Source organism: Streptosporangium sp. NPDC049376 (assembly GCF_044466505.1).
GTDB lineage: Bacteria > Actinomycetota > Actinomycetes > Streptosporangiales > Streptosporangiaceae > Streptosporangium.
The window spans coordinates 395,685-417,348 of the sequence record NZ_JBITMT010000004.1; the positions used below are offsets into that span (position 1 = coordinate 395,685).

Below are 21,664 nucleotides of genomic sequence, written 5' to 3' on the forward strand. Positions count from 1 at the left end.
CGCCAGGCCCGTCAGCCGACGGGGTAACGGATGACGGTCCGCTGCTTCTCCAGGGCGGTGCGGCGGAAGTCCGACAGGTAGATCTCGTGATGCCTGCCCGCCAGGGCCAGGCCCTGCCCGGTGATGAACTCCATCAGCGTCTTGACCGTCGCGGGCTCCTCGCTGAAGGGGCCGACGTGCAGGATCTGGGCCGACCTGCCCTCGTTCATGGTGCCCAGCCGCAGGCCGTCGAGCCGCGTCCCGGGCCGCTTACGCCGTACGGTCTCCACCGCCCGCTCGACGATCTCGGCGGTCACCTGGGCGGGCTGGGGGATGAGGGCCGTCCAGCGCATGGCGGACAGGTCGCCGGGGTCGCCGTCCCAGAGCCCTTCGAGGGGGGCGACCGAGTAGGTCACGACCGGCTTCAACTCGGCGCGTACGGCGTAGGCCACGCCGTACAGGGCGGCGACGGCGTCGAGGTACGACTCGTCCGAGGGGGCGCCCGAGCCGTCGAACATGAGGCAGGGCAGTTCGGGGACGTCGAGGAGGCGCGGGGTCGCGGTGGCCGTGTAGAGGTCGCGGTGGATCTGCTTCATGCCGTAAGGCTGGACTCTCCCACGGGGGGAGAGTCCAGTCGCCTCAGACGGAAACCGGGTAGGTCAGCGTGAGTTCGTCACCGGGCATGCCCCTGATGCCCCAGTTGACCTGCGGAGATTCGATGATCACGATCTCCAGGTCGGCGGCGGGCAGGTCGAGTCGCTCCTGGGCCCTGGCGAACAGCGCGCGGATGAGGTCGCGTTTGGCCTCGTCCGTCCTGCCGGTGAAACAGACGATCTCCACGATGAGGTACCGCTCGCTCCGTTGCGGGCAGAGGAGGTCCTCGGCGTCGAGCAGCAGGAACCGGTGGAAACGCTTGTCCTCGGGCAGCCGCCACACCTCGGTGAGGCACGCGTGCAGGGTGTCGGACACCTCCCGGCGCCGGTCGGCCCAGACGTCGCGGCGGCCGTAGATCTTGATCTGTGTCATGTCCGGGAGTCTCCCCGATCCTCGGGAGCCGACGGCGGCCGGGTCATGGAGAGCACGTCGAGCAGCGCGTCGAGCTGCTCCTCGGTGAGGGCGCCGCTGGCGACGTGACCGCGCTCGACCACGACCTCCCTGATCGTCCTGCGCTGTTCCAGGGCCTGCTTGGCGATCTTCGCGGCCTCCTCGTAACCGACGTGCCGGTTGAGGGGGGTGACGATCGAGGGGGACGACTCGGCGTATTCGAGCAGCCGGTCCACGTTGGCGGTGATCCTGATGACGCAGCGGTCGGCCAGCAGCCGGGAGACGTTGGCCAGCAGCCGGATCGACTCCAGCACGTTGCGGGCGATGACGGGCAGCATCACGTTGAGCTCGAAGTTGCCCGAGGCCCCGGCGAAGGCGATGGCCGCGTCGTTGCCGATGACCTGGGCCGCGACCATGCACACGGCCTCGGGGACGACGGGGTTGACCTTGCCCGGCATGATCGAGGAACCGGGCTGGAGGTCGGGGAGGTTGATCTCCCCGAGTCCGGTGCGCGGCCCCGAGCCCATCCAGCGCAGATCGTTGGCGATCTTGTTGAGCGAGACGGCGACGGTGCGGAGCTGGCCGGACAGCTCCACGATGGAGTCCCTGGCCCCCTGCGCCTCGAAGTGGTCGGGGGCCTCGGAGAACGGCAGGCCCGTCGCCTCGCGGAGTTTCTCGATGACCTTGGGGGCGAAGCCGGGCGGGGTGTTGATCCCGGTCCCCACGGCCGTGCCGCCGAGCGGCAGCTGCACGAGGCGGGGGACCACCCCGCGAACCCTGGTGATGGCGTTGTCGATCTGGGTGGCGTAACCGCCGAACTCCTGCCCCAGCGTCACCGGGGTGGCGTCCATCAGGTGCGTACGGCCCGCCTTGACCACGTCCTCGAACTGCAGCGCCTTGTTCCTGAGCGCGGTCGCCAGGTGCCGCAGGGACGGGATCAGGTGGTAGGTCACCTCGGTCGTCGCCGCGACGTGGATCGAGGTCGGGAACACGTCGTTGGAGGACTGCGAGGCGTTGACGTGGTCGTTCGGGTGGACGGGGCGGCCGAGACGCTCTTCGGCGAGGGTCGCGATCACCTCGTTGGCGTTCATGTTGGAGGAGGTGCCTGAGCCGGTCTGGAAGACGTCGACGGGGAACTCGGCGTCCCACTCGTTCTCCGCGACGTCCGTCGCCGCCTCGGCGATCGCCTCGGCCATCTTCTTGTCGAGCACGCCGAGCTCGGTGTTGACCTCGGCCGCGACGGCCTTGATCAGGCCGAGTGCCGCGATGTGCGCGCTGTCCAGGCCACGGCCGGAGACCGGGAAGTTCTCGACGGCCCGCTGTGTCTGCGCCCGCCACTTCGCGTCCGCCGGGACCCGCACATCGCCCATCGAGTCATGTTCGATCCGAAACTCGCTCATGCTTCCAGTTTGCGCCTTCGCCGGACACGGACGCCTGGGGTGACGTGACCATACCTGAGGACGTTTGCGAGACTCCTCCCACAGTCGTGGCCGCCCTGTCCGTGCCCGGAAGGTCCCGCCCAGGAAAGGACGCCGTTGAACGCCGTGCTCGCCGAGACGGTCTCGGTCCTCCTGCTCCTGGCGGTGCTGGCCTGCGCGGTCATCCGGCCGTGGGGCTGGCAGGAGGCCGTGGTCGCGGTCCCCGCCGCCGGAGCGGTCGTCGCGATCGGGGCGATCTCCGTGGAACAGGCCGTCGCCGAGATGGCCCGGCTGGGACCGGTTGTCGGCTTCCTGGCGGCCGTGCTCGTCCTGGCCAAGCTGTGCGACGACGAGGGGCTGTTCCACGCCTGCGGCGTCTGGATGGCCCGTGGCGCGGCGGGACGGCCACGTCACCTGCTGGCCCAGGTGTTCGCCGCCGCCTCGCTCATCACCGCGGTGCTCAGCCTGGACGCCACGGTCGTGCTGCTGACGCCGGTCGTGCTCGCCACCGCCGCCCGGCTCGGCGCCCGCCCAGGGCCGCACGTGTACGCGTGCGCCCACCTGTCGAACACGGCCTCGCTGCTGCTGCCGGTCTCCAACCTGACGAACCTGCTCGCCCTCGCCGCCAGCGGCCTGAGCTTCACCCGGTTCACGGCCCTGATGGCGCTGCCCTGGCTGGTCGCGGTCGGGGTGGAGTACGTCCTGTTTCTGAGGTTCTTCGCCACGGACCTGGACGCGGGGGCCGTGGCCCCGGCCGTCGCCGAGCCTCGTGAGACACCGGTCTTCGCGCTGGTCACCGTGGTGTGCACGCTGGCCGGGTTCGTGGTCGCCTCCTGGCTGGGGATCAACCCCGCGTGGGCGGCCCTGGCGGGCGCGGCCGTACTCGCCTGTCGTGCCCTGGCCAGGGGGCACACCACCCCGGTGGCCGTCGTGCGGTCGGCCGCGGTGCCGTTCCTGGCCTTCGTCCTGGCGCTGGCCGTCGTGGTGCGGGCGGTGGTCGGCAACGGCCTCGCCGACGCGCTCGGTCACCTGGTCCCGGGTGGCACCGGCCTGCCCGCCCTGCTGGGGATCGCGGCGCTGGCCGCGGTCCTGGCGAACGTGATCAACAATCTGCCCGCCGTACTGGTCCTGCTGCCGCTGACCGCCCCCGCCGGGCCGGGCGCGGTCCTCGCAGTGCTGATCGGGGTGAACATCGGGCCCAACCTCACCTACGCCGGGTCCCTGGCGACCCTGCTGTGGCGGCGGATCGTGCGCGAGCACGACACCGGGGTCGGGCTGGGGGAGTTCACCCGGCTCGGCCTGCTCACCGTCGGCGCCACGCTGCCGCTCGCGGTCGTGGCGCTGTGGGTGTCCCTGAACGTGATCGGGGTCTGACCCGGCGACGCCCCGTGGCGCCCGGCCCGTCGCCGGGCGCCGTGGTTCAGCCGGTTCAGCCGGTCAGGAAGGACACGCCCAGGATGACGATCACCACCAGGGCGACGGCCGCCACGCCCATGAGGACGAGCACCCCGGCCCGGCTCCCTGAGGACTTCCGCTGGGGCGCCTGACCGTTCTGGGCGGAGGGGCCGTTCTGCCCGGCGATGGCGAACAGGTCGGTCCCGAGCCCGTGGGAACGCACGCCGTCCCCCGGCTGCCCGGCGGGCGCCCAGGGACCCTGCGGCGGCGGTCCTTGGAGCGGCGGTCCTTGCGGCGGCGGTACGGCTCCGCCGGGCGGGAAGCCCGGGGAAGGGGGAGGGGCCGAGGGGCCCGCGACCGGTCTGTCCCGCACCGGAGGGGCAGCCGGGGAGGGAGTCCGCGCTCCCGCGACCGGCGTCCCGAGGCCGGGTACGGCAGGGCGCCCGTCGACCGGCGCGGGGGCCGTCGGCGGGACGGGAGCGGCGGCCTGCGGACCGGGAGGCAGGCGCAGACCCCCCTTGGGGCGGATGACCACCACCGTGCGGTTGGCGTCGAACTCCTCGTCGTCTCCCTGCGAGGAGACCGGAGCGGGAGCCGGCGCGGAGGGCTGGGCGGGAGCCGGAGCCGGGGCCTGTACGGGCGGCTGGGCCGTGGAGGGGCGGGACGGGGACTGGACGGGGTTGACGGGTACCCCGGCAGGCCTGGACGCCTCAGGGACGGCCTTCGCGGCAGTGTCTCCGGTGCCTCCGGCGGCTGTTCCGGGCGCCGCCTTCTGGGAGGCCGCCTTCTGGGACGCGCCGGGGGCCTCCAGGGGCGGCACGACCGGGATGGACCCGGTCGGGGTGTCCGCGACGGTCCTGAGCATCGCGATCGCCTGCAGGTGTGAGGGACGGGCGGTGTGGTCCCGCTCCAGGAGGTGTTCGAGCACCGGCCGGAGCGGGCCGGCCTGGGTCGGCGGATCGGCCTTGTCCGTCATCAGCGCGGCCAGGGTCTCGGCCACCGAGGAACGCTCGTAGGCCGGACGGCCCTCGACGGCGAAGTACAGCGTCGCGCCGAGCGACCACAGGTCGGACTCGGGGCCGGTGTGCTCACCGCGTGCCCGCTCCGGCGCCGTGTAGCCGGGCGAGCCGATCACCATGCCGGTCTTGGTGAGGCTGCTGTCCCCCTCCGCCTTGGCGATGCCGAAGTCGGTGAGCACCACCCTGCCGCTCTCGGTGACCAGCACGTTGCCCGGCTTGACGTCCCGGTGCAGGATGCCCTGGTCGTGGGCGGCGCGCAGCGCGCCGATCAGGTCCACGCCGATCTCGGCGACGAGCCGGGGCGGCAGTGGCCCCTCCTCCTCGATGACCTGTTCGAGGGAGCGGGCCTGGACGAGCTCCATGATGATCCACGGGCTGCCGTCCTCGACGATCGCGTCGTGGACGGTGGCCACCGAGGGATGACTGATGCGGGCTGCCGTACGACCCTCACGGATCATGCGCTCCCGAAGTTCGGCGCGTTGTGCCTCGCTGAGCCCGGGCTCCTGACGGATCTCTTTGATCGCGACCTCACGACCGAGGGAACGGTCGTGGGCGCGCCAAACGGTCCCCATCGTCCCCCGGCCGAGCGGTGTGATCAGCTCGTAGCGGTCAGCGAGCACGCGCGTCTGCTGTTCCGGCATGAGAAGAAGATAGCGATTCTTCCTTGAAGCTCGCTTTATCTTCGCTTACGGAGCTCCTTAGGCCACAACAGCCGAGGGAGCACCAGGCGGATCAGAGGCGTGACGAAACGGACAAACGGCCGCGGTTCCGGGGCCTGGCTCATCGGCTTGCGGTGCATCCCCTCCGCCGGGCGGCGGTGCGCCCTGGACGAGGGCGGCGGGTACGGCGGGGGCGGCGCGGGAGGCTGCGCCACGGTCTGCGGAGGCGGAGGGATGAGCGGGGGCGGCGGCAACGGCGCGGAACCCGCGCGGTGCAGCCCACGGTGCTGCGGACGGCGGTTGAACGACGGGACCGTGAGCGTCGCGGTGTTCCTGCCGATCCTGCCCGTGGTCCTGGCGAGCGGCTCCTCCGCCGTCCCGCCCGCCGCGACCCTGGCGAGCATCATCGAGGCGCGCACCGCGTCGAGCCTGGCCGCCGGGTCGATCATGAGCAGGCCGCGCAGTACCGGGGTCAGCGGGCCGGCCTTCTCCATCGGAATCGGCTCACCGCTGGTCAACGCGGCCAGGGCGGCGGCCGCCGTACGGCGGCCGTGCAGGCCGCGGCCCTCGACGGCGGTGTAGAGGGTCGCGCCGAGCGACCACAGGTCGGCCGAGGGGGTTGCCTTGGCGCCGAGCACGCGCTCGGGGGCGATGTATCCGGCGGAGCCGAGCACGATGCCCGCCTGGGTGATCGACACGTCGCCTTCGAGCGCGGCCAGGCCGAAGTCGGTGAGCACCGCCCGGTCGTCGGTCACCAGGACGTTGCTCGGCTTGACGTCCCGGTGCAGGATCCCCTTGGCATGTACGGCCCGCAGCGCCCCGAGGACCTGGCGGCCGATCTCGGCGGTCTCGCGGGGTGGCAGCGGTCCCCGGTCCTGCAGGAGCTGCTCCAGGGATCTGGCGCGCAGCAGCTCCATCACGATCCAGGGACGCTCGTCCTCCGTCACGACGTCGAAGACGGTGATGACCGAGGGATGGGCGACCATCGCGGTCGCCCGTCCCTCACGCTCGGTCCTGGCGCACAGTTCCGCCCGCAGGTCCTCGTCCAGGACGAGGGGCAGCCGCACCTCCTTGACCGCGACCTCGCGGTCGAGCAACTCGTCGTGCGCGCGCCAGACGGTACCCATGCCGCCGCGCCCGACCGGCTCGGAAAGCCGGTAGCGCGCTGCAAGGAGGTATCCGGAGGGCGCACGCATGATGGGCAGCTTACCGATTTGCGTAATGCGACCAGTAGGGACCGGGCCGAAACTTCTTGCGTTCTTCGGTCAGATTTTCGCGCTCGTCGCTGTCGAGAAGCGCCGCTTCACGTCGTCCCAGTTGATCAGCGACCACAGCTTCTCGACGTAGTCGGGGCGCACGTTGCGGTACTGGAGATAGTAGGCGTGCTCCCAGGCGTCGAAGACCAGCAGCGGCGTGGTGTTCAGCCCGACGTTGCCGTGGTGGTCGTAGATCTGCTCGACGACCAGGCGGCGGCTGAGCGGCTCCCAGGCCAGCACGCCCCAGCCGGAACCCTGCACCCCGGCGGTCGCGGTGGTCAGCTGCTTCTGGAAGGCCTCGAACGAGCCGAAGTGCTCGTCGATGGCGGAGGCCAGCTCACCGTCGGGGCGGTCGCCGCCGTCGGGGGAGAGGTTCTCCCAGAAGATCGAGTGCAGCACGTGGCCCGACAGGTTGAAGGCGAAGGTCTTCTCAAGGCCGACGAGACCGCCGAACTCGCCCTTGTCGCGGGCCTCGGCCAGCCGCTCCAGGGTGTCGTTGGCGCCCTTGACATAGGCGGCGTGGTGCTTGGAGTGGTGCAGCTCCAGGATCTCGCCGGTGATCGCGGGCTCAAGCGCCGCGTAGTCGTAGGGCATATCCGGAAGGGTGTACTCACCCATGAAGGTCTACCTCCTCGTTGGTCGGTACTTCGCCGACACTACTGCCGGATACATGCATGTGCATCAGACTTGCGACCTAGGACTCTCAGTAGTTGCAAGTAATTCGCAATTACATCATGATGGCAGGTGTCAGCTGGTCCGGAGGGGGTCCCGCACACCCGTACGGCGCGGCGCGGCACGGACGTCCGTGTGGTCCGGGTCGTCCCGAGCCGGTCGGATCGAGGGCGTTCGCACCGTCCTCCCGCGCGGGACCTTTCTCAGCCCTCTCCCGGCGGATCGCTGAAGGCCCATCCCGTCCACGACGTCACCTCGATGAGCACGACGGGGCCGTGCGGAGGCCGTTCGCGATACTGCGGGTAGCGCCGGGCCAGACGGGCCAGGGCACGCTCCCTGTCGGGCCCGTCCGTGACGATCCTGGCCCTGCCGTCGGCACGGACCCACCACAGCCGCGTCCAGTCGTCCTCGTAGTGGTCGGCCAGCAGGCACACCCGGTCGTCGGCGGCGATGTCACGCAGCCGCCGCAGATCCGTCGTGCGCTTCGGCTTGTGGTCGATCGCGAAGGCGACCGTGTCACCGTCCACGTCGAAGGTCACCGGGACGATCCGGGGCGCGCCGGCGGTACCGGCGCTGACGGTTGCCAGGCGGGCGACCCTGGCGGTCACGAACAGGGCCCGCGCCCGTGAGGTGTCCATCCGGCCATTGAAACGCGGCCGCCGGAACACCTTGGCAGGGACGCAAAACGGAACACGGAAAAGGGGGCGAGGATCTCCTCGCCCCCTCCCAGGGTCGTCTCAGGTCAGCGCCGCCCGATGGACAGCACCGGCCCCGTGCGGTCGGTGAAGAAGTCGTCGCCCTTGTCGTCGACCACGATGAACGCCGGGAAGTCCTCGACCTCGATCTTCCAGACGGCCTCCATGCCCAGCTCCGGATACTCCAGGACCTCGACCTTCCTGATGCAGTCCTGGGCGAGCCGGGCGGCGGGGCCGCCGATGGAGCCGAGATAGAAGCCGCCGTGGGTCGCGCAGGCGTCGGTGACCTGCTTGGAGCGGTTGCCCTTGGCCAGCATGACCATGGAACCGCCCGCGGCCTGGAAGCGCTCGACGTAGGAGTCCATGCGGCCCGCCGTCGTCGGGCCGAACGATCCGGAGGCGTATCCCTCGGGGGTCTTGGCGGGACCGGCGTAGTAGACCGCGTGGTCCTTCATGTACTGCGGCATCTCGCCGCCCGCGTCGAGCAGCTCGCCGATCTTGGCGTGCGCGATGTCGCGGGCCACGACCAGCGGGCCGGTCAGGGACAGGCGGGTCTTGACCGGGTACTTGGTCAGCTCGGCGAGGATCTCCGGCATCGGGCGGTTGAGGTCGATCCGTACCACGTCGTCGGACAGGTGCTCGTCCGTGGTCTCGGGCAGGAACCTCGCCGGGTCGGTCTCCAGCCGCTCAAGGAAGATCCCGTCGGCCGTGATCTTGGCCAGCGCCTGGCGGTCGGCGCTGCAGGAGACCGCGATGGCGACCGGGCAGGAGGCGCCGTGCCGGGGCAGGCGGATGACGCGGACGTCGTGGCAGAAGTACTTGCCGCCGAACTGGGCGCCGATGCCGAGTTTCTGGGTGAGCTCGAAGACCTTCGCCTCAAGCTCGGTGTCTCGGAAACCGTGGCCGCTGGGGGAGCCCGAGGTGGGGATGGAGTCCAGGTAGCGGGCGCTGGCGTACTTGGCCGTCTTCAGGGCGAACTCGGCCGAGGTGCCGCCCACGACGATCGCCAGGTGGTACGGCGGGCACGCGGCGGTGCCCAGGGAACGGATCTTCTCCTCAAGGAAGGCGAGCATCCGCTTCTCGTTGAGGACCGCCTTGGTCTCCTGGTACAGGAAGGACTTGTTGGCGCTGCCGCCGCCCTTGGCCATGAACAGCAGCTTGTACTCGTCGGGGTGCCCGTTGGGGTCCTCGGCGTACAGCTCGATCTGGGCGGGCAGGTTGGAGCCGGTGTTCCTCTCCTCCCACATGGTGATCGGGGCCATCTGGGAGTAGCGCAGGTTCAGCCTGGTGTAGGCGTCGTAGACACCGCGCGAGATGTGCTCGGCGTCCGCGCCGTCGGTGAGCACGTGACGCCCCCGCTTGCCCATGACGATCGCGGTGCCGGTGTCCTGGCACATCGGCAGCACGCCGCCCGCCGAGATCGAGGCGTTCTTGAGCAGGTCGAGCGCGACGAAGCGGTCGTTCCCACTCGACTCGGGGTCGTCGACGATCTTGCGAAGCTGGGCCAGGTGGGAGGAGCGAAGGTAGTGGGAGATGTCGTGGACGGCCGTCTCGGTCAGCAGTCGCAGCGCCTCGGGATCGACTTCGAGGAACCTGCGGCCCGCCGCCTCGACGACACGCACCCCCTCGGTGCTGATCAGGCGGTACTCGGTCTCGTCCTGTCCCAGCGGAAGCAGGTCGGTGTAGTCGAACTCGGGCATCGTCCTCGGTCCTCCGTGCCGGTGGCCTTCTCCGGTCTCATAGAGGGTACGGCCTGCCGCTCACGCCTCCTCGCCGTGGTCGGGCACCACAAACCCACCAAAAGGCATATATCAACATTTGGGCCTTTAATGACGGCTTTTCGACCACCCTTCGCGAAGAAGAGGAGAAAGGTGGAAAGAGAGAAGGCCGGAGGACGTCATGGGAACCGTGGACACCATCCTGAGCAGCAACATCGTGATGCTCGCGATCCTGGCTCTCCTCGTGGTCGCGGGACTGGCGGTCTCGCTGATCGCGATAGCGCTGGCGACCATCAGAAGCAACGAAGGCGAGGCGCCCCAGCAGCCGGCCGACATCTCCAAGGCGGAGCAGCGCAGGCGCCGGCTGGAGAGGAGTGACCTGCCCAGCCAGCGCAGCGCCCCGGAGCAGAGCCCCGGACAGATCCAGGGACAGACCCACGAGCGGCTCAACCACTGACCTCCGGAGGAGGCGACGGATCAGACCGCCTTGAGGAAGCCGCCGTCCACCACGAAGTCGGCCCCCGTGGTGCTGGCCGACCTCGGGGAGGCCAGCAGCGCGACCGCGTCGGCCACCTCCTGCGGGTCGACCAGGCGGCCGGTGGTCAGGCGCATCATCTCCGGCGCCAGGCGGTCCATCACGCTGTCCCGGTCGGAACCCGTCATCGAGGCGATGACGTCGGCCGCGCCGCCCTGCTTGGTCCACCACGGCGTGCGGACCGGACCGGGGGAGACCGTGTTCACCCGGATGCCCTGCGGGCCGAACTCCTCGGACAGAGCCTTGGTCAGGTTGTTCACGCCCGCCTTGGCCGCGCCGTAGTCGACGTTCATCTGCGAGGGCTGCCTGGCGTTGACCGAGGAGACGTTGACGATCGCCCCGCCGCCCCGCCGCAGCATCAGCGGGACGGCCGCCCGTACGGCGCGCACCACCGAGAACAGGTTGAGCTCGAACACCGTCCGCCAGTCGTCGTCACCGGCCTCGAAGAACGACGAACGCGGCAACGTCACCCCGGGCGGCGGCCCTCCGGCGTTGTTGACCAGGATGTCCAGCCCGCCGAACTCCTCAACGGCACGGGCGACCACCAGTCCGGGAGCCGACGGCTCCATGAGGTCGACCGCGACGTGCACCAGGTCGTCTCCGGCGAGCGCCTCAAGTCCCGGGCTGCTCCCGCGCGAGGCGGCGACCACCCGGGCGCCCTCGGCCAGCAGGGTGCTCACGACCGCCAGCCCGATTCCCTTGGACGCCCCGGTGACGACGGCCACCTGTCCGGACAGTCGCAGGTCCATGTGTCCTCCTCCAGTCGAACCCCGCGACCCGGTCCCGGGCCGCGGTTGTCGAAGGTAGTCCGGCCGCCCGCCCCGGCCCCGGCGCAGGTCGGACGGGTAATTCGCGCGGAAATCGGCCGTCGTTATGTCGATGTCCACGGCCGCCGTCATACCGTGTGCGGCGGTGGGTCTTGTGGTCGGGCCGACGGTGTTATACGCCTGCCGGTAACGGCCAGGACACGCTGGAGGCGGCATGGGCGAAGGATCGTGCGAAACACGACGTCGGGAGAGACCATGACCCTCGTCCCCGCGGGTACCTCCACCCTGGCGCCGTGGGCGCTGTGGATCACCCCGGAGACGGCGGGCTGGAACCACGCCGGGCTCCGCCTGCTCACGCTCTCCGACGAGAGCGTGCTCTTCTGCACCGGCGACGAGGAGATGCTGGTCCTGCCGCTCTCCGGTTCGTGCCGGATCGAGTGCGACGGCGTACGGCTCGCCCTCGAAGGGCGTGTCTCCGTCTTCCACGCGGTCAGCGACTTCGCCTACCTGCCCGTCGGCGCGACGGTCAGGATCACCGGCGCAGGCCGCTTCGCCTTCCCCACGGCCCGCGCGAGCAGAAGCTTCCCCGTCAGGTACGGCCCCGCCCGCGAGGTGCCCGTCGAGGTGCGCGGGGAGGGCCGGACGAGCAGCCAGATCAACGGCTTCTGCGCCCCCGGCGCCTTCGAGTGCGACCGGCTCGTCGCGGTCGAGGTGCTCACCCCGGGCGGCAACCGTACGCCCTGCCCGCCGTACGAGCACGACGCGACCCCGGAGTGCGGGGCCGTGCGCGAGCGGATCTACTACTTCGAGGGCGGGCCCGGCTACCAGCGGATTCACGGCGCCCACGAGACGGTGACCGAGGTCTCCTCAGGGGACGTGGTGCTCGTCCCGCACGGCTGCCACGGCCCGTCGACGGCGGCGCCGGGCCACGACCTCTACCACCTGAGCGTGCTGGCCGGGCCCGAGCGCCCGGCGGCGGCCACCGAGATCCGGGCGCACGGCCAGGTCCCCGACGACCCGCGCCTGCCCATGACGAAGGCGCCCTAGACGGCCTCCCGGACGCAACCGTGGACAGGGCCCGCGGGCAGGGAGGGCCGGAAGCCTCCGGCGAGCCGGGAGACCCGCAGGACCGGGGCGCTGCCGTACCCGACGGTCAACGGACGCTCACGCGGAGGCTTCACGGGTTCCCCGGAAGGTTATGGTCGAGAGGTGGACAGCTACCCTCCCCCGGCGCCTCGCGATCCCGTGTACGAACCGCGTCCCGGTGATCTGAGGGCGGGCAACGACGACCGGGAACGCGTGGCGGCGGTGCTGGCCGACGCGCTCGCCGACGGCAGGCTCACCCCCGACGAACACGAGGAACGCCTCACCGCCGTCTACCAGGCCAGGACCCTGGGTGAGCTCGCGGCGTTCACCACGGACCTGCTCCCGCCGGAGGAGCAGCCCCTGCGCACCGACGTCCGGCCCGTCATGGCCCTCTTCGGCACCCAGACACACGCGGGCCGCTGGGTGGTGCCCACCCGCTACTCCGCCACCGCCATCTGCGCCAACGTCACCCTCGACCTGCGCGAGGCGGTGCTCCAGTCGAGCCACGTGACGCTGAACGTCACCGTGATGGCCGCCACCCTCACCCTGATCGTCCCCGAGGGGGTGCGCATCCTGATGTCCGGGTCGGGGTTCATGGCGGGAAGGAAGAACCAGGTCCCGCCCTCCCCGGACGGGCCGGTGATCGAGATCACCGGCCTCGTCACCATGGGCAACGTCGTCGCCAAGTCGCCCAAACGTCCCCGCAGGCCGTGGTTCCGCCGCCGGTCGGCGTGACGGGTCAGCTCGCGTCGTCGAAGTTGATCGCGCTGTAGGCCCGCAGCTTCCAGAGCTGGTGCTCGCTCTCGATCTTGCGGATCGTGCCGGAACGGCCCCGCATGACCAGGGAGTTGGTCACGGCCCGCCCGCTCCGGTAGCGCACGCCCTGCATCAGCTCACCGTCGGTGATCCCGGTCGCGGCGAAGAAGACGTCGTCCGACCTGACCAGGTCGTCGGTGGTCAGCGTGGCGTCGAGGTCGAGACCGGCGTCCAGCGCCCTGCGCCGCTCGGCGTCGTCCTGCGGCCACAGCCTGCCCTGGATGACCCCGCCCAGGCACTTGAGCGCGCACGCCGCGATGATGCCCTCGGGCGTGCCGCCGATGCCGAGCATCAGGTCGACGCCCGTGCCCGCGCGGGCCGCCATGATGGCACCGGCCACGTCGCCGTCGGTGATGAGCTTGATCCGGGCGCCCGCCTCCCGGATCTGCCGGATGACCTTGTCGTGGCGTGGCCGGTCGAGGATCACCACGGTCACGTCGGAGGGCGCGCCGCCCTTGGCACGTGCCACCGCGGCGATGTTGTCGGCGACCGGGGCGTTGATGTCCACCGCGTCGGCCGCCTCGGGCCCGGTGACCAGCTTGTCCATGTAGAAGACGGCCGACGGGTCGTACATCGAGCCGCGCTCGCTGACCGCGATGACCGAGATGCCGTTCGGCATGCCGAGCGCGGTCAGCCGGGTGCCGTCGATCGGGTCGACGGCCACGTCGCACTCGGCGCCGCTGCCGTCGCCGACGCGCTCACCGTTGTAGAGCATCGGCGCGTTGTCCTTCTCACCCTCGCCGATCACCACCACACCGCTCATCGACACGGTGTTGATCAGCTGGCGCATGGCGTTCACCGCGGCGCCGTCCGCGCCGTTCTTGTCACCCCGCCCGACCCAGCGGGCCGCGGACATCGCCGCCGCCTCGGTCACCCGGACGAGTTCGAGGGCGAGGTTGCGATCAGGTGCGTGTTCACCCGTGGCCAGTTCGGCAGGGACGGTCGTCTGATCGGACATGGCGGAGGGCCCCTCTCGTGGATTGCTGCACATCGATCGTAGTTGTCCCTCTTCTGACCGAGCAGCGGAGGATAATGTCCCCACGATGAGCCGTGACACGGAACGGGAACCCGCGGGCCTGACCGCACGCGCCTCGGAACGAGGCGCCGCGACACGTACGGCCCTGCTCGCCGCAGCCAGGGAGGCCTTTCTCACCGGTGGTTTCGCCGACACCGGCGTCACCGACATCGTCTCCAGGGCCGAGGCGAGCGTCGGCAGCCTCTACCACCACTTCTCCGGCAAGGCCGACCTCTACCTGACGCTGTTCGAGGAGTTCCAGGAGCGGCAGGCCCGGCGGACCAGGCAGGCCGTCCACACGGCCCGCGCCACGGGTGAGGACGACCCCGTGCGGCTGTTCGTCGCGGGCGCCCGTGCCTACCTCGACGGCTGCCTGGCCGAACGCGAGATCGCCGCGCTGTTCCTGCGCGGTGACGGGCCACCCGGCTTCGAGGTCGTCATGCGCGAACGGCTGCGCCGGTGGACCAGGCGCAGCGCCAGCCTGTTCGACGGCGAGAACGCGCTGGTCGTGGTGCTCACCGGGGCGCTGGACGCCGCCGTCATCGAGGTCGTCCTGTCACCGGACGAAGAGACCTCCCGCGTCCTCGCCGAGAACGTACTGGGCATCATCGGGCAGATCCGGCGCCCCTGAGGCGGGAGCGCCCCCGTGAGCGGATAGTCTCGATGGTCGTGAGACGGTTCACTCAGGGCTTCTACGGATACGCGTTCGCGATGATGGTCTGTCTCGCGGGCGTCGGTGTCTTTCTCCTGGTGACCCCGCAGAGCCGTACCGAGCACATTCCCAAGGTCGACTACTCGATCGACGTGGCCAACATGCGCCGGGACGCGCCGTACCAGGTGTGGTCCCCCGCGTTCGTGCTCGCCAACTGGGTGCCGACGAGTTCGCGGATGACCAAGGGCAAGGACAGCGAGGGCAAGGCGACCGTGACCTGGCGGCTCGGCTTCGCCACCGCCAAGCGCGCCCACGCCCTGATCGCCCAGAGCGACGAACGGCCCGCCGCGGGGTTCGCCAACCGGATGGCCAACAGCGACCGGCCCCAGGGCAGCCTCCAGATCGACGGGGTGACCTGGGAGAAGCGCTTCCGCGAGGACAAGAACCAGCGCTCCCTGGTGCAGGTCCTGCCCGACGTCACACTCGTCGTCACCGGCACCGCCCAGTGGGACGAGCTGTCCGCCCTGGCCGCGACCCTCAAGCAGCAGACCAAACTGACCTAGAAGGGCTGGAAGGGCGCGTCTCCCGCCGGGTCCGGCCCCCTGCGCTGCGCCATGGCCGCCGCCAGCTTCACCCGGGCGCCCTGCAGCCACTCCTCGCACAGCGCCGCGAGCCGCTCGCCCCGTTCCCACAGCTGGATGGACTCCTCCAGGGTGAGCCCGCCCGCCTCAAGACGGCGGACCACCTCGGTCAGCTCCTCACGCGCCTGCTCGTACGACGGTGTCTTCTCATCGGCCACGCCCCCACCCTAGGGCTTGTTCCGCGGGGCGCGGCCTGGGCGACCTCGGTAGGTGGAAAGTTCCGTGGACAGGCCCCTGACGGGGCCCCGCCGACCGCCGACGATCTTCCGCCTGGGAGACTGGGCCGGTGAGTGTTCGCCCCGCGACATCCGAGGACATCCCCGAACTGGTACGGCTCCGCCAGATCCTGGCCGACCGCATGGCGATGGACGGCAGTTTCCCGATCGACGGAGGCTGGCGTGAGTCCTACGCCGACAGCCTCAGCGAGCGGATCGGCAGCACCGACACCGCCGTCTACGTGGTCGACGCCCCCGAGGGCGGACTCGCCTCCTGCGGGGTCGGTCTCATCTTCGACCGCTTCCCCGGCCCCGGCCTGCCCGACGGGCGCTACGGCTACATCCAGGGCATGACGACCGACCCCGCCCACCGCAGGCAGGGATACGGCAGGGCCGTGCTGGCCGCCCTCATGGCGTGGTACCGCGCCAGGGACATCCGCAGGATCGACCTGCACGCCACCTCCGACGGGGCGCCGCTCTACCGGGAGATGGGCTTCACCGCCGACGGCTACCCCTCGCTCACGTGGCGGAGTCCCGTCTGACGGTGACCCGGTCGTCGGGGAACCTGATCGTCAGCTCGGCGCCGGGGGCGACGTCGGCCGCCCGCCGTACGACCTCGCCGCCGGGGCGCTGCACGATCGCGTAGCCGCGCTCCAGCGTCGCCGCGGGCGACAGCGCGACCAACCGGGCCCGCAGATGCCCCAGGGCGTCCTCCGCCCGGTCGAGGGAGGCGCCCAGGGAGCGCCGGGCACGGTCCCTGAGCTGCTCGGCCTGCTCGGCCCTGCGCTCGATCTCCCGGACCGGGTCGGCCAGCGCGGGCCGGGACCGTACGGCCGCCAGCCAGGTCAGCTCGCGGTCGAGCCACCCGCCCGCGACCCTGCGCCCCCGGTCACGTAGCTGGCGTACCAGCGTGAGCTGCTCACCGACGTCGGGCACGACCTTCTTGGCCGCGTCCGTGGGGGTCGAGGCCCGCACGTCGGCGACCATGTCGAGCAACGGGTTGTCCTGCTCGTGGCCGATGGCGCTGACCACCGGCGTACGGCAGGCCGCCACGGCCCTGACCAGCGACTCGTCGGAGAAGGGCAGCAGGTCCTCAAGGGAGCCGCCGCCCCGCGCGATGACGATGACCTCGACCTCGTCGTCCGCGTCGAGCCCGCGCAGCGCCTCGGTGACCTCGGTCACGGCGTACGGCCCCTGCACGGCGACCGTCTCCACCTTGAACCGCACCGCGGGCCAGCGGCGCCGCGCGTTCTCCAGCACGTCGCGCTCCGCGGCCGAGTCACGGCCGCAGATCAGCCCCACGACGCCGGGCAGGAACGGCAGCCGCCGCTTGCGGTCCACCTTGAACAACCCCTCGGAGGCGAGCAGCTGGCGCAGGCGTTCGAGCCTGGCCAGCAGCTCGCCGACCCCCACGGGGCGCATCTCCAGGGCCGTGAAGGCGAAGGAACCCTTGTTGACCCAGAAGTCCGGCTTCAGGTGCATGACGACCCGGGCGCCGTCCACCGGGCGGGGGACGGTCGCCTCGTACACGCCGCGCGGGCAGGTGACACGGGCCGAGACGTTGGCCACCGGGTCGCGCAGCGTCAGGAAGACCGTGCCACCCCGGGCGGTCAGCTCGGTGATCTGCCCCTCGACCCACACGGTGCCGAGTTTGCCGATCCAGCCGCCGACCATCTGCAACACCGTGCGGACGGGAAGCGGCTGTTCGGGGGTGGTCTTCGAGGTCATGTCCGCAGAGCCTACGCGGCCCGGGCCGTCATTCGGCGGCCTGGAGCTTGGCCAGGCGGTTCTCGTACATGCGCACGACCTCGGGCCTGGCAGAGGTGGCCCGCTCGTAGGCGAGCAGCTCACCGATCTGCTCGGCGGACTTGCCGCGCATCCGGGCGCGCAGAGAGGCGATCGTCAGGGTGGCGTACCCCGGCATCGGCTCCACGAGCGCGCTCTCCTCCTCGGCTGCCTTCGTCCCTGAGGCCTCTGAAGGCTCAACGGTCTCAACGGTCTCAGCGGCCTTGGGGGTCTTGGCGGCTTCGGGGGCCTCGGTGGTCTCAGCCTGCGGGGCGGCCTTCTCCGGGGTCCCGGTGGTGGTCTCAGCGAGGGGCTCGGCAGGGGCCTCCGCAGGGGCGTCCGTGGAAGCCTCAGCGGGGGCTTCGGCGGGGATCTCGGCCGAAGGCTTGGCGGGGACGTCGGCGGGGGCGCTCACGGCGGCGTCGGTGGGGGCGTCAGCCGGGGCGGCGGAGGTTTCCTCGGCGACCTCACCGACGGGCTTCGCGGCGGGCTCAGCGACGGCCCCGGGAGTCTCGGCCTGTGGGGCGGCCTTCTCCGGGGTCTCGGTGGTGGACTTCGCGGTGGGCTCGGTGGCGGGCTCGGTGGCGGGCTTCGCGGGGGCGAAGATGACGGGTTCGGGGCGCGTCCTGGCGCCGTTCGCCTCGGCCTTCGGCTCGACGGGCTCGGCGGTCTCCTTGGCGGCCGTCCTGTCGGGACGCGGGGCGAAGATCACCGGCTCCCTGCGGGCGGGCTTGTCGTCGGCGGCCTGCTCGGCGGTCTCGGTGGTTTCGGTCTCCTCCTCCACGTCCTGCCCGGCGAGGCGCCTGATCCTGTCCTTCACGCGGCCGCCGAACTGCAGGGCCTGGCCGACCCCGCTCAGCGTGCTCTGCAGCACGTAGAGCGGCAGATCCTTGGTCTTCTCCTTGAACTCCTCACGGCTGGAAAGCGCCTCGCGCACGTTTCTGGTGACATTGCGAATGATGTCGGGGACTGACATGTCGTCTCCCTGATGGATCTGTTTGGGTCGTTCCGTATGGCAAGTGTCGGGCAAGACGATGCCTCATGTGGCCACAGGACGAGTGGGCGCTCCACGTAGCATAAGAACATGACGTCAGAGACCCCCACGATCCGGCGCGTCCTAGTGGCCAAGCCTCGTGGTTACTGTGCCGGAGTGGACCGCGCGGTCCAGGCTGTGGAGAAGGCCCTGGAGCGGTACGGCGCGCCGATCTACGTCCGCAAGCAGATCGTCCACAACACCCATGTGGTCCGGACGCTCGAACAGCGCGGCGCGATCTTCGTCGAGGAGACCGAGGAGGTGCCCGAGGGCGCCATCGTCGTCTTCTCCGCGCACGGGGTCTCCCCAGCCGTCCACGAGGAGGCCGCGCAGCGCCGCCTGAAGACCATCGACGCCACCTGCCCGCTGGTGACCAAGGTGCACAACGAGGCCAGGCGCTTCGCCTCCCAGGACTACGACATCCTCCTCATCGGCCACGAAGGCCACGAGGAGGTCGAGGGCACCGCGGGCGAGGCACCCGAGCACATCCAGCTCGTCGACGGCCTCGACTCGGTCGAAACGGTCAAGGTGCGCGACCCCGAGCGGCTGGTGTGGCTGTCACAGACCACGCTGTCGGTCGACGAGACCACCGAGACGGTCTCCCGGCTCAAGGCGCGCTTCCCCAACCTCATCGACCCGCCCAGCGACGACATCTGCTACGCCACCCAGAACCGCCAGGTCGCGGTCAAGGAGATCGCCGCCCAGGCCCAGCTCGTCATCGTCGTCGGCTCGGAGAACTCCTCGAACTCCAAGCGTCTGGTCGAGGTCGCCCTCGACCACGGGGCCGACGCCGCCCACCTGGTCGACGACTCCTCCTTCATCAGGGACGAGTGGCTCGACGGCGTCACGACGGTCGGCGTGACCAGCGGCGCCTCCGTCCCCGACGAGCTGGTCGCCGGGGTCCTGGCCCGCCTCGCCGGGCACGGCTTCGACCACGTCGAGGAGGTCGAGTCGGTCGAGGAGAGCGTCCGCTTCGCCCTGCCGCACGAGCTGCGCAAGGACCTGCGCGCGACCGTCTGATCCGCCCCGCCACCGGGCCGCGCGGGTGTCGTACGGCACCCGCGCCCTATCGGCCGTCCGCCGCCTGCTCCTGGGCGGGCCGCTCCTCGGTGGGCTGCTCCTCGCGCGGCGTGCCGTACACCTTGGGTTCGAAGTAGCCCTCGGGCTCCGGGGCGAAGGCCGCGCCGGTCGCCTTCTGCCGTGCGGGGGCCGGTCCCGCCGCCCGCAGCTCCTCACGCAGCTCGCGCACGCACGTGGCCAGGCCGCGCCGCCAGGCGACGAGCAGGACCAGCAGCGACCCCGCGAACAACCACGGGGCACTGGCCGACAACAGCGCGAACATGCCGAGCCCGAACGCCTGGACCGGCACCTTGGCCCCCAGCGCGCTCACGCCCTCGGTGACCAGCGCCGCGACGAAGAAGACCAGTGGTGGACTGACCACCAGCGAGAGCAGGTCCCGCCGGTTCACCAGCACGACCGCGCCCGCGCAGCCGGCCACGAACGTCAGGCCGAGCAGCGCCGACGGCCCGACCACCGCCTGGAGCACCCTGCCCGCCAGCGTCGAGACCAGCACCAGCGCGATCGCGCCCCTCGCGGTCAGCCGGACACCGCCGCCCGGCCGCCCGCGTTCGTCCTTACGCCCCGTCCCGCCCGTACGGCCTGCGGCCCCACCCGTACGGCCCGCCCCGTTCGACTGGCCGGTCCCGCCCGGCCGGTCGGCTCCGCCCACACGGGCGGCCTCATCAAGCGGCTGCCCGTCGCCTCGCTCGTTCACCACTGTGCCCCCCTCGACCTCGGCCCGCGTCGACCCCCCTGTCCGCCTGCGGTCTCCGGCCGCCTGCGCTTCGCGGGGAACAGCATCTCTAGGGCAGGTCGCCCGCCAACTTACCGTTCAGGCGGGAGATGGGAGACGGGCTTGACTCCTCTTCTGCCAGCAGTTCGGGCGAGGTCAACGCCCGCGGCAGGTTCTCGACGCTGCCGGGGCCGTCCAGCTCGCCGTCCACGAGGCCCAGATCGTTCAGTTTGCGCGCGCTCACCAGGACCCGGCTCTCCAGGGAACCGACGGTCTTGTTGTACGCCTCGACCGCCCTGCCAAGGGAACGGCCCAGCGTCTCCATGTGCTGCCCGAGGGTGCCGAGCCGTTCGTAGAGCTCCTTGCCCAGCTCGAAGACGGCCCGCGCGTTCTCGCTGAGCGCCTCCTGCTGCCAGGCGTAGTGCGCGGTACGGAGCATCGTGATCAACGTGGTCGGCGTCGCGATGTGGACCCGCCGCCGCATGGCGTATTCGAGCAGCCCCGGATCACGTTCGAGCGCGGGCGCCAGGAAGGCCTCACCGGGGATGAACAGCACCATGAACTCGGGCGCCGGGCTGAACGCCTGCCAGTAGGCCTTGCCCGCCAGCCGGTCCACATGCTCGCGCACATGCCGGGCGTGGGCGTCCAGCCTGACCGACTGGCGCTCGGGGTCGGCCGACTCCGCCGCCTCCAGGTAGGCGGCCAGGGAGACCTTGGAGTCGACCACGATGTTCTTGCCACCCGCGAGCCGTACGACCATGTCGGGCCTGAGGGCGCCGTCGGCGGTGGTCACGCTCGCCTGCTCGTCGAAGTCGCAGAACCGTTGCATCCCGGCGATCTCGGCGACCCTGCGCAGCTGCAGCTCGCCCCACCTGCCCCTGGCCTCGGGTCGCTGCAACGCCCGCACCAGCGCCGTCGTCTGCAGCCGCAACTGCTCGTTGCTCTCCCTGACCACGTCGATGTGCTTGGCCAGCTCGGCGTGGGCGGCCCGCTGACCGGCCTGGGTGTCGCGCAGCTGCGTCTCGACCCGCGCCAGGGTGTCCTTCAGCGGCTCGATCAGGTGTTCGACGGCCTGCTTGCGCTGTTCGAGCTCGCCCGCGGCCTCCGCCCGGCCCGCCGCGAGCCTGGCCTCGGCCAGTTCGAGGAAACGCAGGTTGTTGACGTCGAGCGCCTTGGCCGACAGCGCCTGGAACCTGTCGGTGAGCTGCCCTTCGACGTAGGCGAGCTTCTCCTCGGCGGCCTTCGCCCTCGCCTCGGCGTCCGCCATGCGCGCCACGGCGTCGTCCGCACCCGTGGAGGCACGGGATCTGCCGAGCAGGAACCCGATGGCGAGCCCGGCGGCGAGTCCTACGGCGAGTTGGAAGGCGAGCGCCATGACATCCACCACGGAATGATGTCAGCACCGCCGGTTCCGGGTGCCTCCGGCCCGCAGCGGCGGTCAGCACCGGGTGATTCGCCGTAAACTCGGCTGA

Annotated in this window: 23 protein-coding genes; 8 read left to right on the forward strand and 15 right to left on the reverse strand. The window is 71.0% G+C overall.

Features of this window, described 5'->3' with window-relative positions; all coding sequences use genetic code 11:
• Window positions 1-11: 11 nt before the first annotated feature.
• Genes ACIBVQ_RS14770 through ACIBVQ_RS14780 form a run of 3 tightly spaced genes read right to left on the reverse strand, consistent with a single transcriptional unit; the run spans window position 12 to window position 2,423 of the window.
• Entirely contained in the window at window positions 12-575 is a 564-nt protein-coding gene (locus ACIBVQ_RS14770; protein WP_362914139.1) for a GyrI-like domain-containing protein, read from the reverse strand.
• A gap of 43 nt (window positions 576-618) precedes the next feature.
• The gene (locus ACIBVQ_RS14775; RefSeq protein WP_386196022.1) at window positions 619-1,005 is read right to left on the reverse strand and encodes a tautomerase family protein; all 387 of its coding nucleotides are present in this window, start codon (window positions 1,003-1,005) and stop codon (window positions 619-621) included.
• Window positions 1,002-2,423 carry a class II fumarate hydratase gene (locus ACIBVQ_RS14780; RefSeq protein ID WP_399177877.1) on the reverse strand — a complete coding sequence of 474 codons (1,422 nt, stop codon included), beginning with the start codon at window positions 2,421-2,423 and terminating at the stop codon, window positions 1,002-1,004. Before ACIBVQ_RS14780 ends, ACIBVQ_RS14775 begins: the two co-directional genes overlap by 4 nt.
• Before the next feature lie 144 nt (window positions 2,424-2,567).
• Between ACIBVQ_RS14780 and ACIBVQ_RS14785 the strand changes: the two genes are divergently transcribed.
• The gene (locus tag ACIBVQ_RS14785) at window positions 2,568-3,815 is read left to right on the forward strand and encodes an SLC13 family permease (RefSeq protein WP_362776848.1); all 1,248 of its coding nucleotides are present in this window, start codon (window positions 2,568-2,570) and stop codon (window positions 3,813-3,815) included.
• A 55-nt stretch (window positions 3,816-3,870) separates the two neighbouring features.
• Here the strand turns inward: ACIBVQ_RS14785 and ACIBVQ_RS14790 are convergent, their stop codons facing one another.
• From ACIBVQ_RS14790 to ACIBVQ_RS14810, 5 genes are all read right to left on the reverse strand, one after another.
• The gene (locus ACIBVQ_RS14790) at window positions 3,871-5,496 is read right to left on the reverse strand and encodes a serine/threonine-protein kinase (protein ID WP_399177879.1); all 1,626 of its coding nucleotides are present in this window, start codon (window positions 5,494-5,496) and stop codon (window positions 3,871-3,873) included.
• Window positions 5,497-5,531: 35 nt separating this feature from the next.
• Entirely contained in the window at window positions 5,532-6,710 is a 1,179-nt protein-coding gene (locus tag ACIBVQ_RS14795; RefSeq protein ID WP_352013788.1) for a serine/threonine-protein kinase, read from the reverse strand.
• A 69-nt stretch (window positions 6,711-6,779) separates the two neighbouring features.
• Window positions 6,780-7,388, reverse strand: a complete 609-nt coding sequence (locus ACIBVQ_RS14800) for a superoxide dismutase (protein WP_352013787.1) — start codon at window positions 7,386-7,388, stop codon at window positions 6,780-6,782.
• Between the two features lie 257 nt (window positions 7,389-7,645).
• On the reverse strand, window positions 7,646-8,080 hold the full coding sequence (locus ACIBVQ_RS14805) for a TIGR03668 family PPOX class F420-dependent oxidoreductase (RefSeq protein ID WP_399177882.1): 435 nt from the start codon (window positions 8,078-8,080) through the stop codon (window positions 7,646-7,648).
• A gap of 104 nt (window positions 8,081-8,184) precedes the next feature.
• Complete coding sequence (locus ACIBVQ_RS14810) at window positions 8,185-9,837, reverse strand: fumarate hydratase (protein ID WP_362914149.1); 1,653 nt, start codon at window positions 9,835-9,837, stop codon at window positions 8,185-8,187.
• A gap of 199 nt (window positions 9,838-10,036) precedes the next feature.
• Here ACIBVQ_RS14810 and ACIBVQ_RS14815 point away from each other — a divergent pair, with 199 nt between their 5' ends.
• Window positions 10,037-10,312, forward strand: coding sequence for a hypothetical protein (locus ACIBVQ_RS14815; protein ID WP_399177884.1), 276 nt, complete (start codon window positions 10,037-10,039; stop codon window positions 10,310-10,312).
• A 20-nt stretch (window positions 10,313-10,332) separates the two neighbouring features.
• Here ACIBVQ_RS14815 and ACIBVQ_RS14820 read toward each other — a convergent pair whose 3' ends face one another.
• Window positions 10,333-11,139 (reverse strand): SDR family oxidoreductase, encoded by an 807-nt coding sequence (locus ACIBVQ_RS14820; protein WP_362914153.1) that lies wholly within the window; start codon window positions 11,137-11,139, stop codon window positions 10,333-10,335.
• Window positions 11,140-11,412: 273 nt separating this feature from the next.
• On the opposite strand from ACIBVQ_RS14820, the gene ACIBVQ_RS14825 reads away from it, so the two are divergent.
• Both ACIBVQ_RS14825 and ACIBVQ_RS14830 read left to right on the forward strand, forming a co-directional pair.
• Complete coding sequence (locus tag ACIBVQ_RS14825; RefSeq protein WP_399177885.1) at window positions 11,413-12,204, forward strand: 5-deoxy-glucuronate isomerase; 792 nt, start codon at window positions 11,413-11,415, stop codon at window positions 12,202-12,204.
• 162 nt (window positions 12,205-12,366) lie between these two features.
• Entirely contained in the window at window positions 12,367-12,978 is a 612-nt protein-coding gene (locus tag ACIBVQ_RS14830) for a DUF1707 domain-containing protein (RefSeq protein WP_352013781.1), read from the forward strand.
• Between the two features lie 4 nt (window positions 12,979-12,982).
• Here ACIBVQ_RS14830 and glpX read toward each other — a convergent pair whose 3' ends face one another.
• Complete coding sequence (gene glpX / locus ACIBVQ_RS14835; protein ID WP_352013780.1) at window positions 12,983-14,017, reverse strand: class II fructose-bisphosphatase; 1,035 nt, start codon at window positions 14,015-14,017, stop codon at window positions 12,983-12,985.
• An 85-nt stretch (window positions 14,018-14,102) separates the two neighbouring features.
• On the opposite strand from glpX, the gene ACIBVQ_RS14840 reads away from it, so the two are divergent.
• Complete coding sequence (locus ACIBVQ_RS14840) at window positions 14,103-14,705, forward strand: TetR/AcrR family transcriptional regulator (RefSeq protein WP_362914158.1); 603 nt, start codon at window positions 14,103-14,105, stop codon at window positions 14,703-14,705.
• Window positions 14,706-14,743: 38 nt separating this feature from the next.
• Window positions 14,744-15,289 carry a DUF4245 domain-containing protein gene (locus ACIBVQ_RS14845; RefSeq protein WP_399177888.1) on the forward strand — a complete coding sequence of 182 codons (546 nt, stop codon included), beginning with the start codon at window positions 14,744-14,746 and terminating at the stop codon, window positions 15,287-15,289.
• Here ACIBVQ_RS14845 and ACIBVQ_RS14850 read toward each other — a convergent pair.
• Complete coding sequence (locus ACIBVQ_RS14850) at window positions 15,286-15,525, reverse strand: exodeoxyribonuclease VII small subunit (RefSeq protein WP_352013777.1); 240 nt, start codon at window positions 15,523-15,525, stop codon at window positions 15,286-15,288. The two genes, ACIBVQ_RS14845 and ACIBVQ_RS14850, sit on opposite strands and share 4 nt — an antisense overlap.
• A gap of 128 nt (window positions 15,526-15,653) precedes the next feature.
• Between ACIBVQ_RS14850 and ACIBVQ_RS14855 the strand changes: the two genes are divergently transcribed.
• Window positions 15,654-16,124, forward strand: coding sequence for a GNAT family N-acetyltransferase (locus ACIBVQ_RS14855; protein ID WP_399177890.1), 471 nt, complete (start codon window positions 15,654-15,656; stop codon window positions 16,122-16,124).
• On the opposite strand, the gene xseA is transcribed toward ACIBVQ_RS14855, so the two are convergent.
• Window positions 16,102-17,310, reverse strand: coding sequence for an exodeoxyribonuclease VII large subunit (xseA, locus tag ACIBVQ_RS14860; RefSeq protein ID WP_362914162.1), 1,209 nt, complete (start codon window positions 17,308-17,310; stop codon window positions 16,102-16,104). The two genes, ACIBVQ_RS14855 and xseA, sit on opposite strands and share 23 nt — an antisense overlap.
• Window positions 17,311-17,338: 28 nt before the next feature.
• Window positions 17,339-18,343: a hypothetical protein gene (locus ACIBVQ_RS14865; protein WP_399177892.1), complete on the reverse strand. Its 1,005-nt coding sequence runs from the start codon at window positions 18,341-18,343 to the stop codon at window positions 17,339-17,341.
• Window positions 18,344-18,451: 108 nt separating this feature from the next.
• Between ACIBVQ_RS14865 and ACIBVQ_RS14870 the strand changes: the two genes are divergently transcribed.
• A complete protein-coding gene (locus tag ACIBVQ_RS14870) occupies window positions 18,452-19,420 on the forward strand; it encodes a 4-hydroxy-3-methylbut-2-enyl diphosphate reductase (RefSeq protein ID WP_352013773.1) in 969 nt (322 codons plus the stop codon).
• Between the two features lie 46 nt (window positions 19,421-19,466).
• Here the strand turns inward: ACIBVQ_RS14870 and ACIBVQ_RS14875 are convergent, their stop codons facing one another.
• Both ACIBVQ_RS14875 and ACIBVQ_RS14880 read right to left on the reverse strand, forming a co-directional pair.
• Window positions 19,467-20,174, reverse strand: a complete 708-nt coding sequence (locus ACIBVQ_RS14875) for a DUF6542 domain-containing protein (RefSeq protein WP_399177894.1) — start codon at window positions 20,172-20,174, stop codon at window positions 19,467-19,469.
• Window positions 20,175-20,262: 88 nt separating this feature from the next.
• On the reverse strand, window positions 20,263-21,567 hold the full coding sequence (locus ACIBVQ_RS14880; RefSeq protein ID WP_399178038.1) for a DNA recombination protein RmuC: 1,305 nt from the start codon (window positions 21,565-21,567) through the stop codon (window positions 20,263-20,265).
• Between the last annotated feature and the right edge of the window lie 97 nt (window positions 21,568-21,664).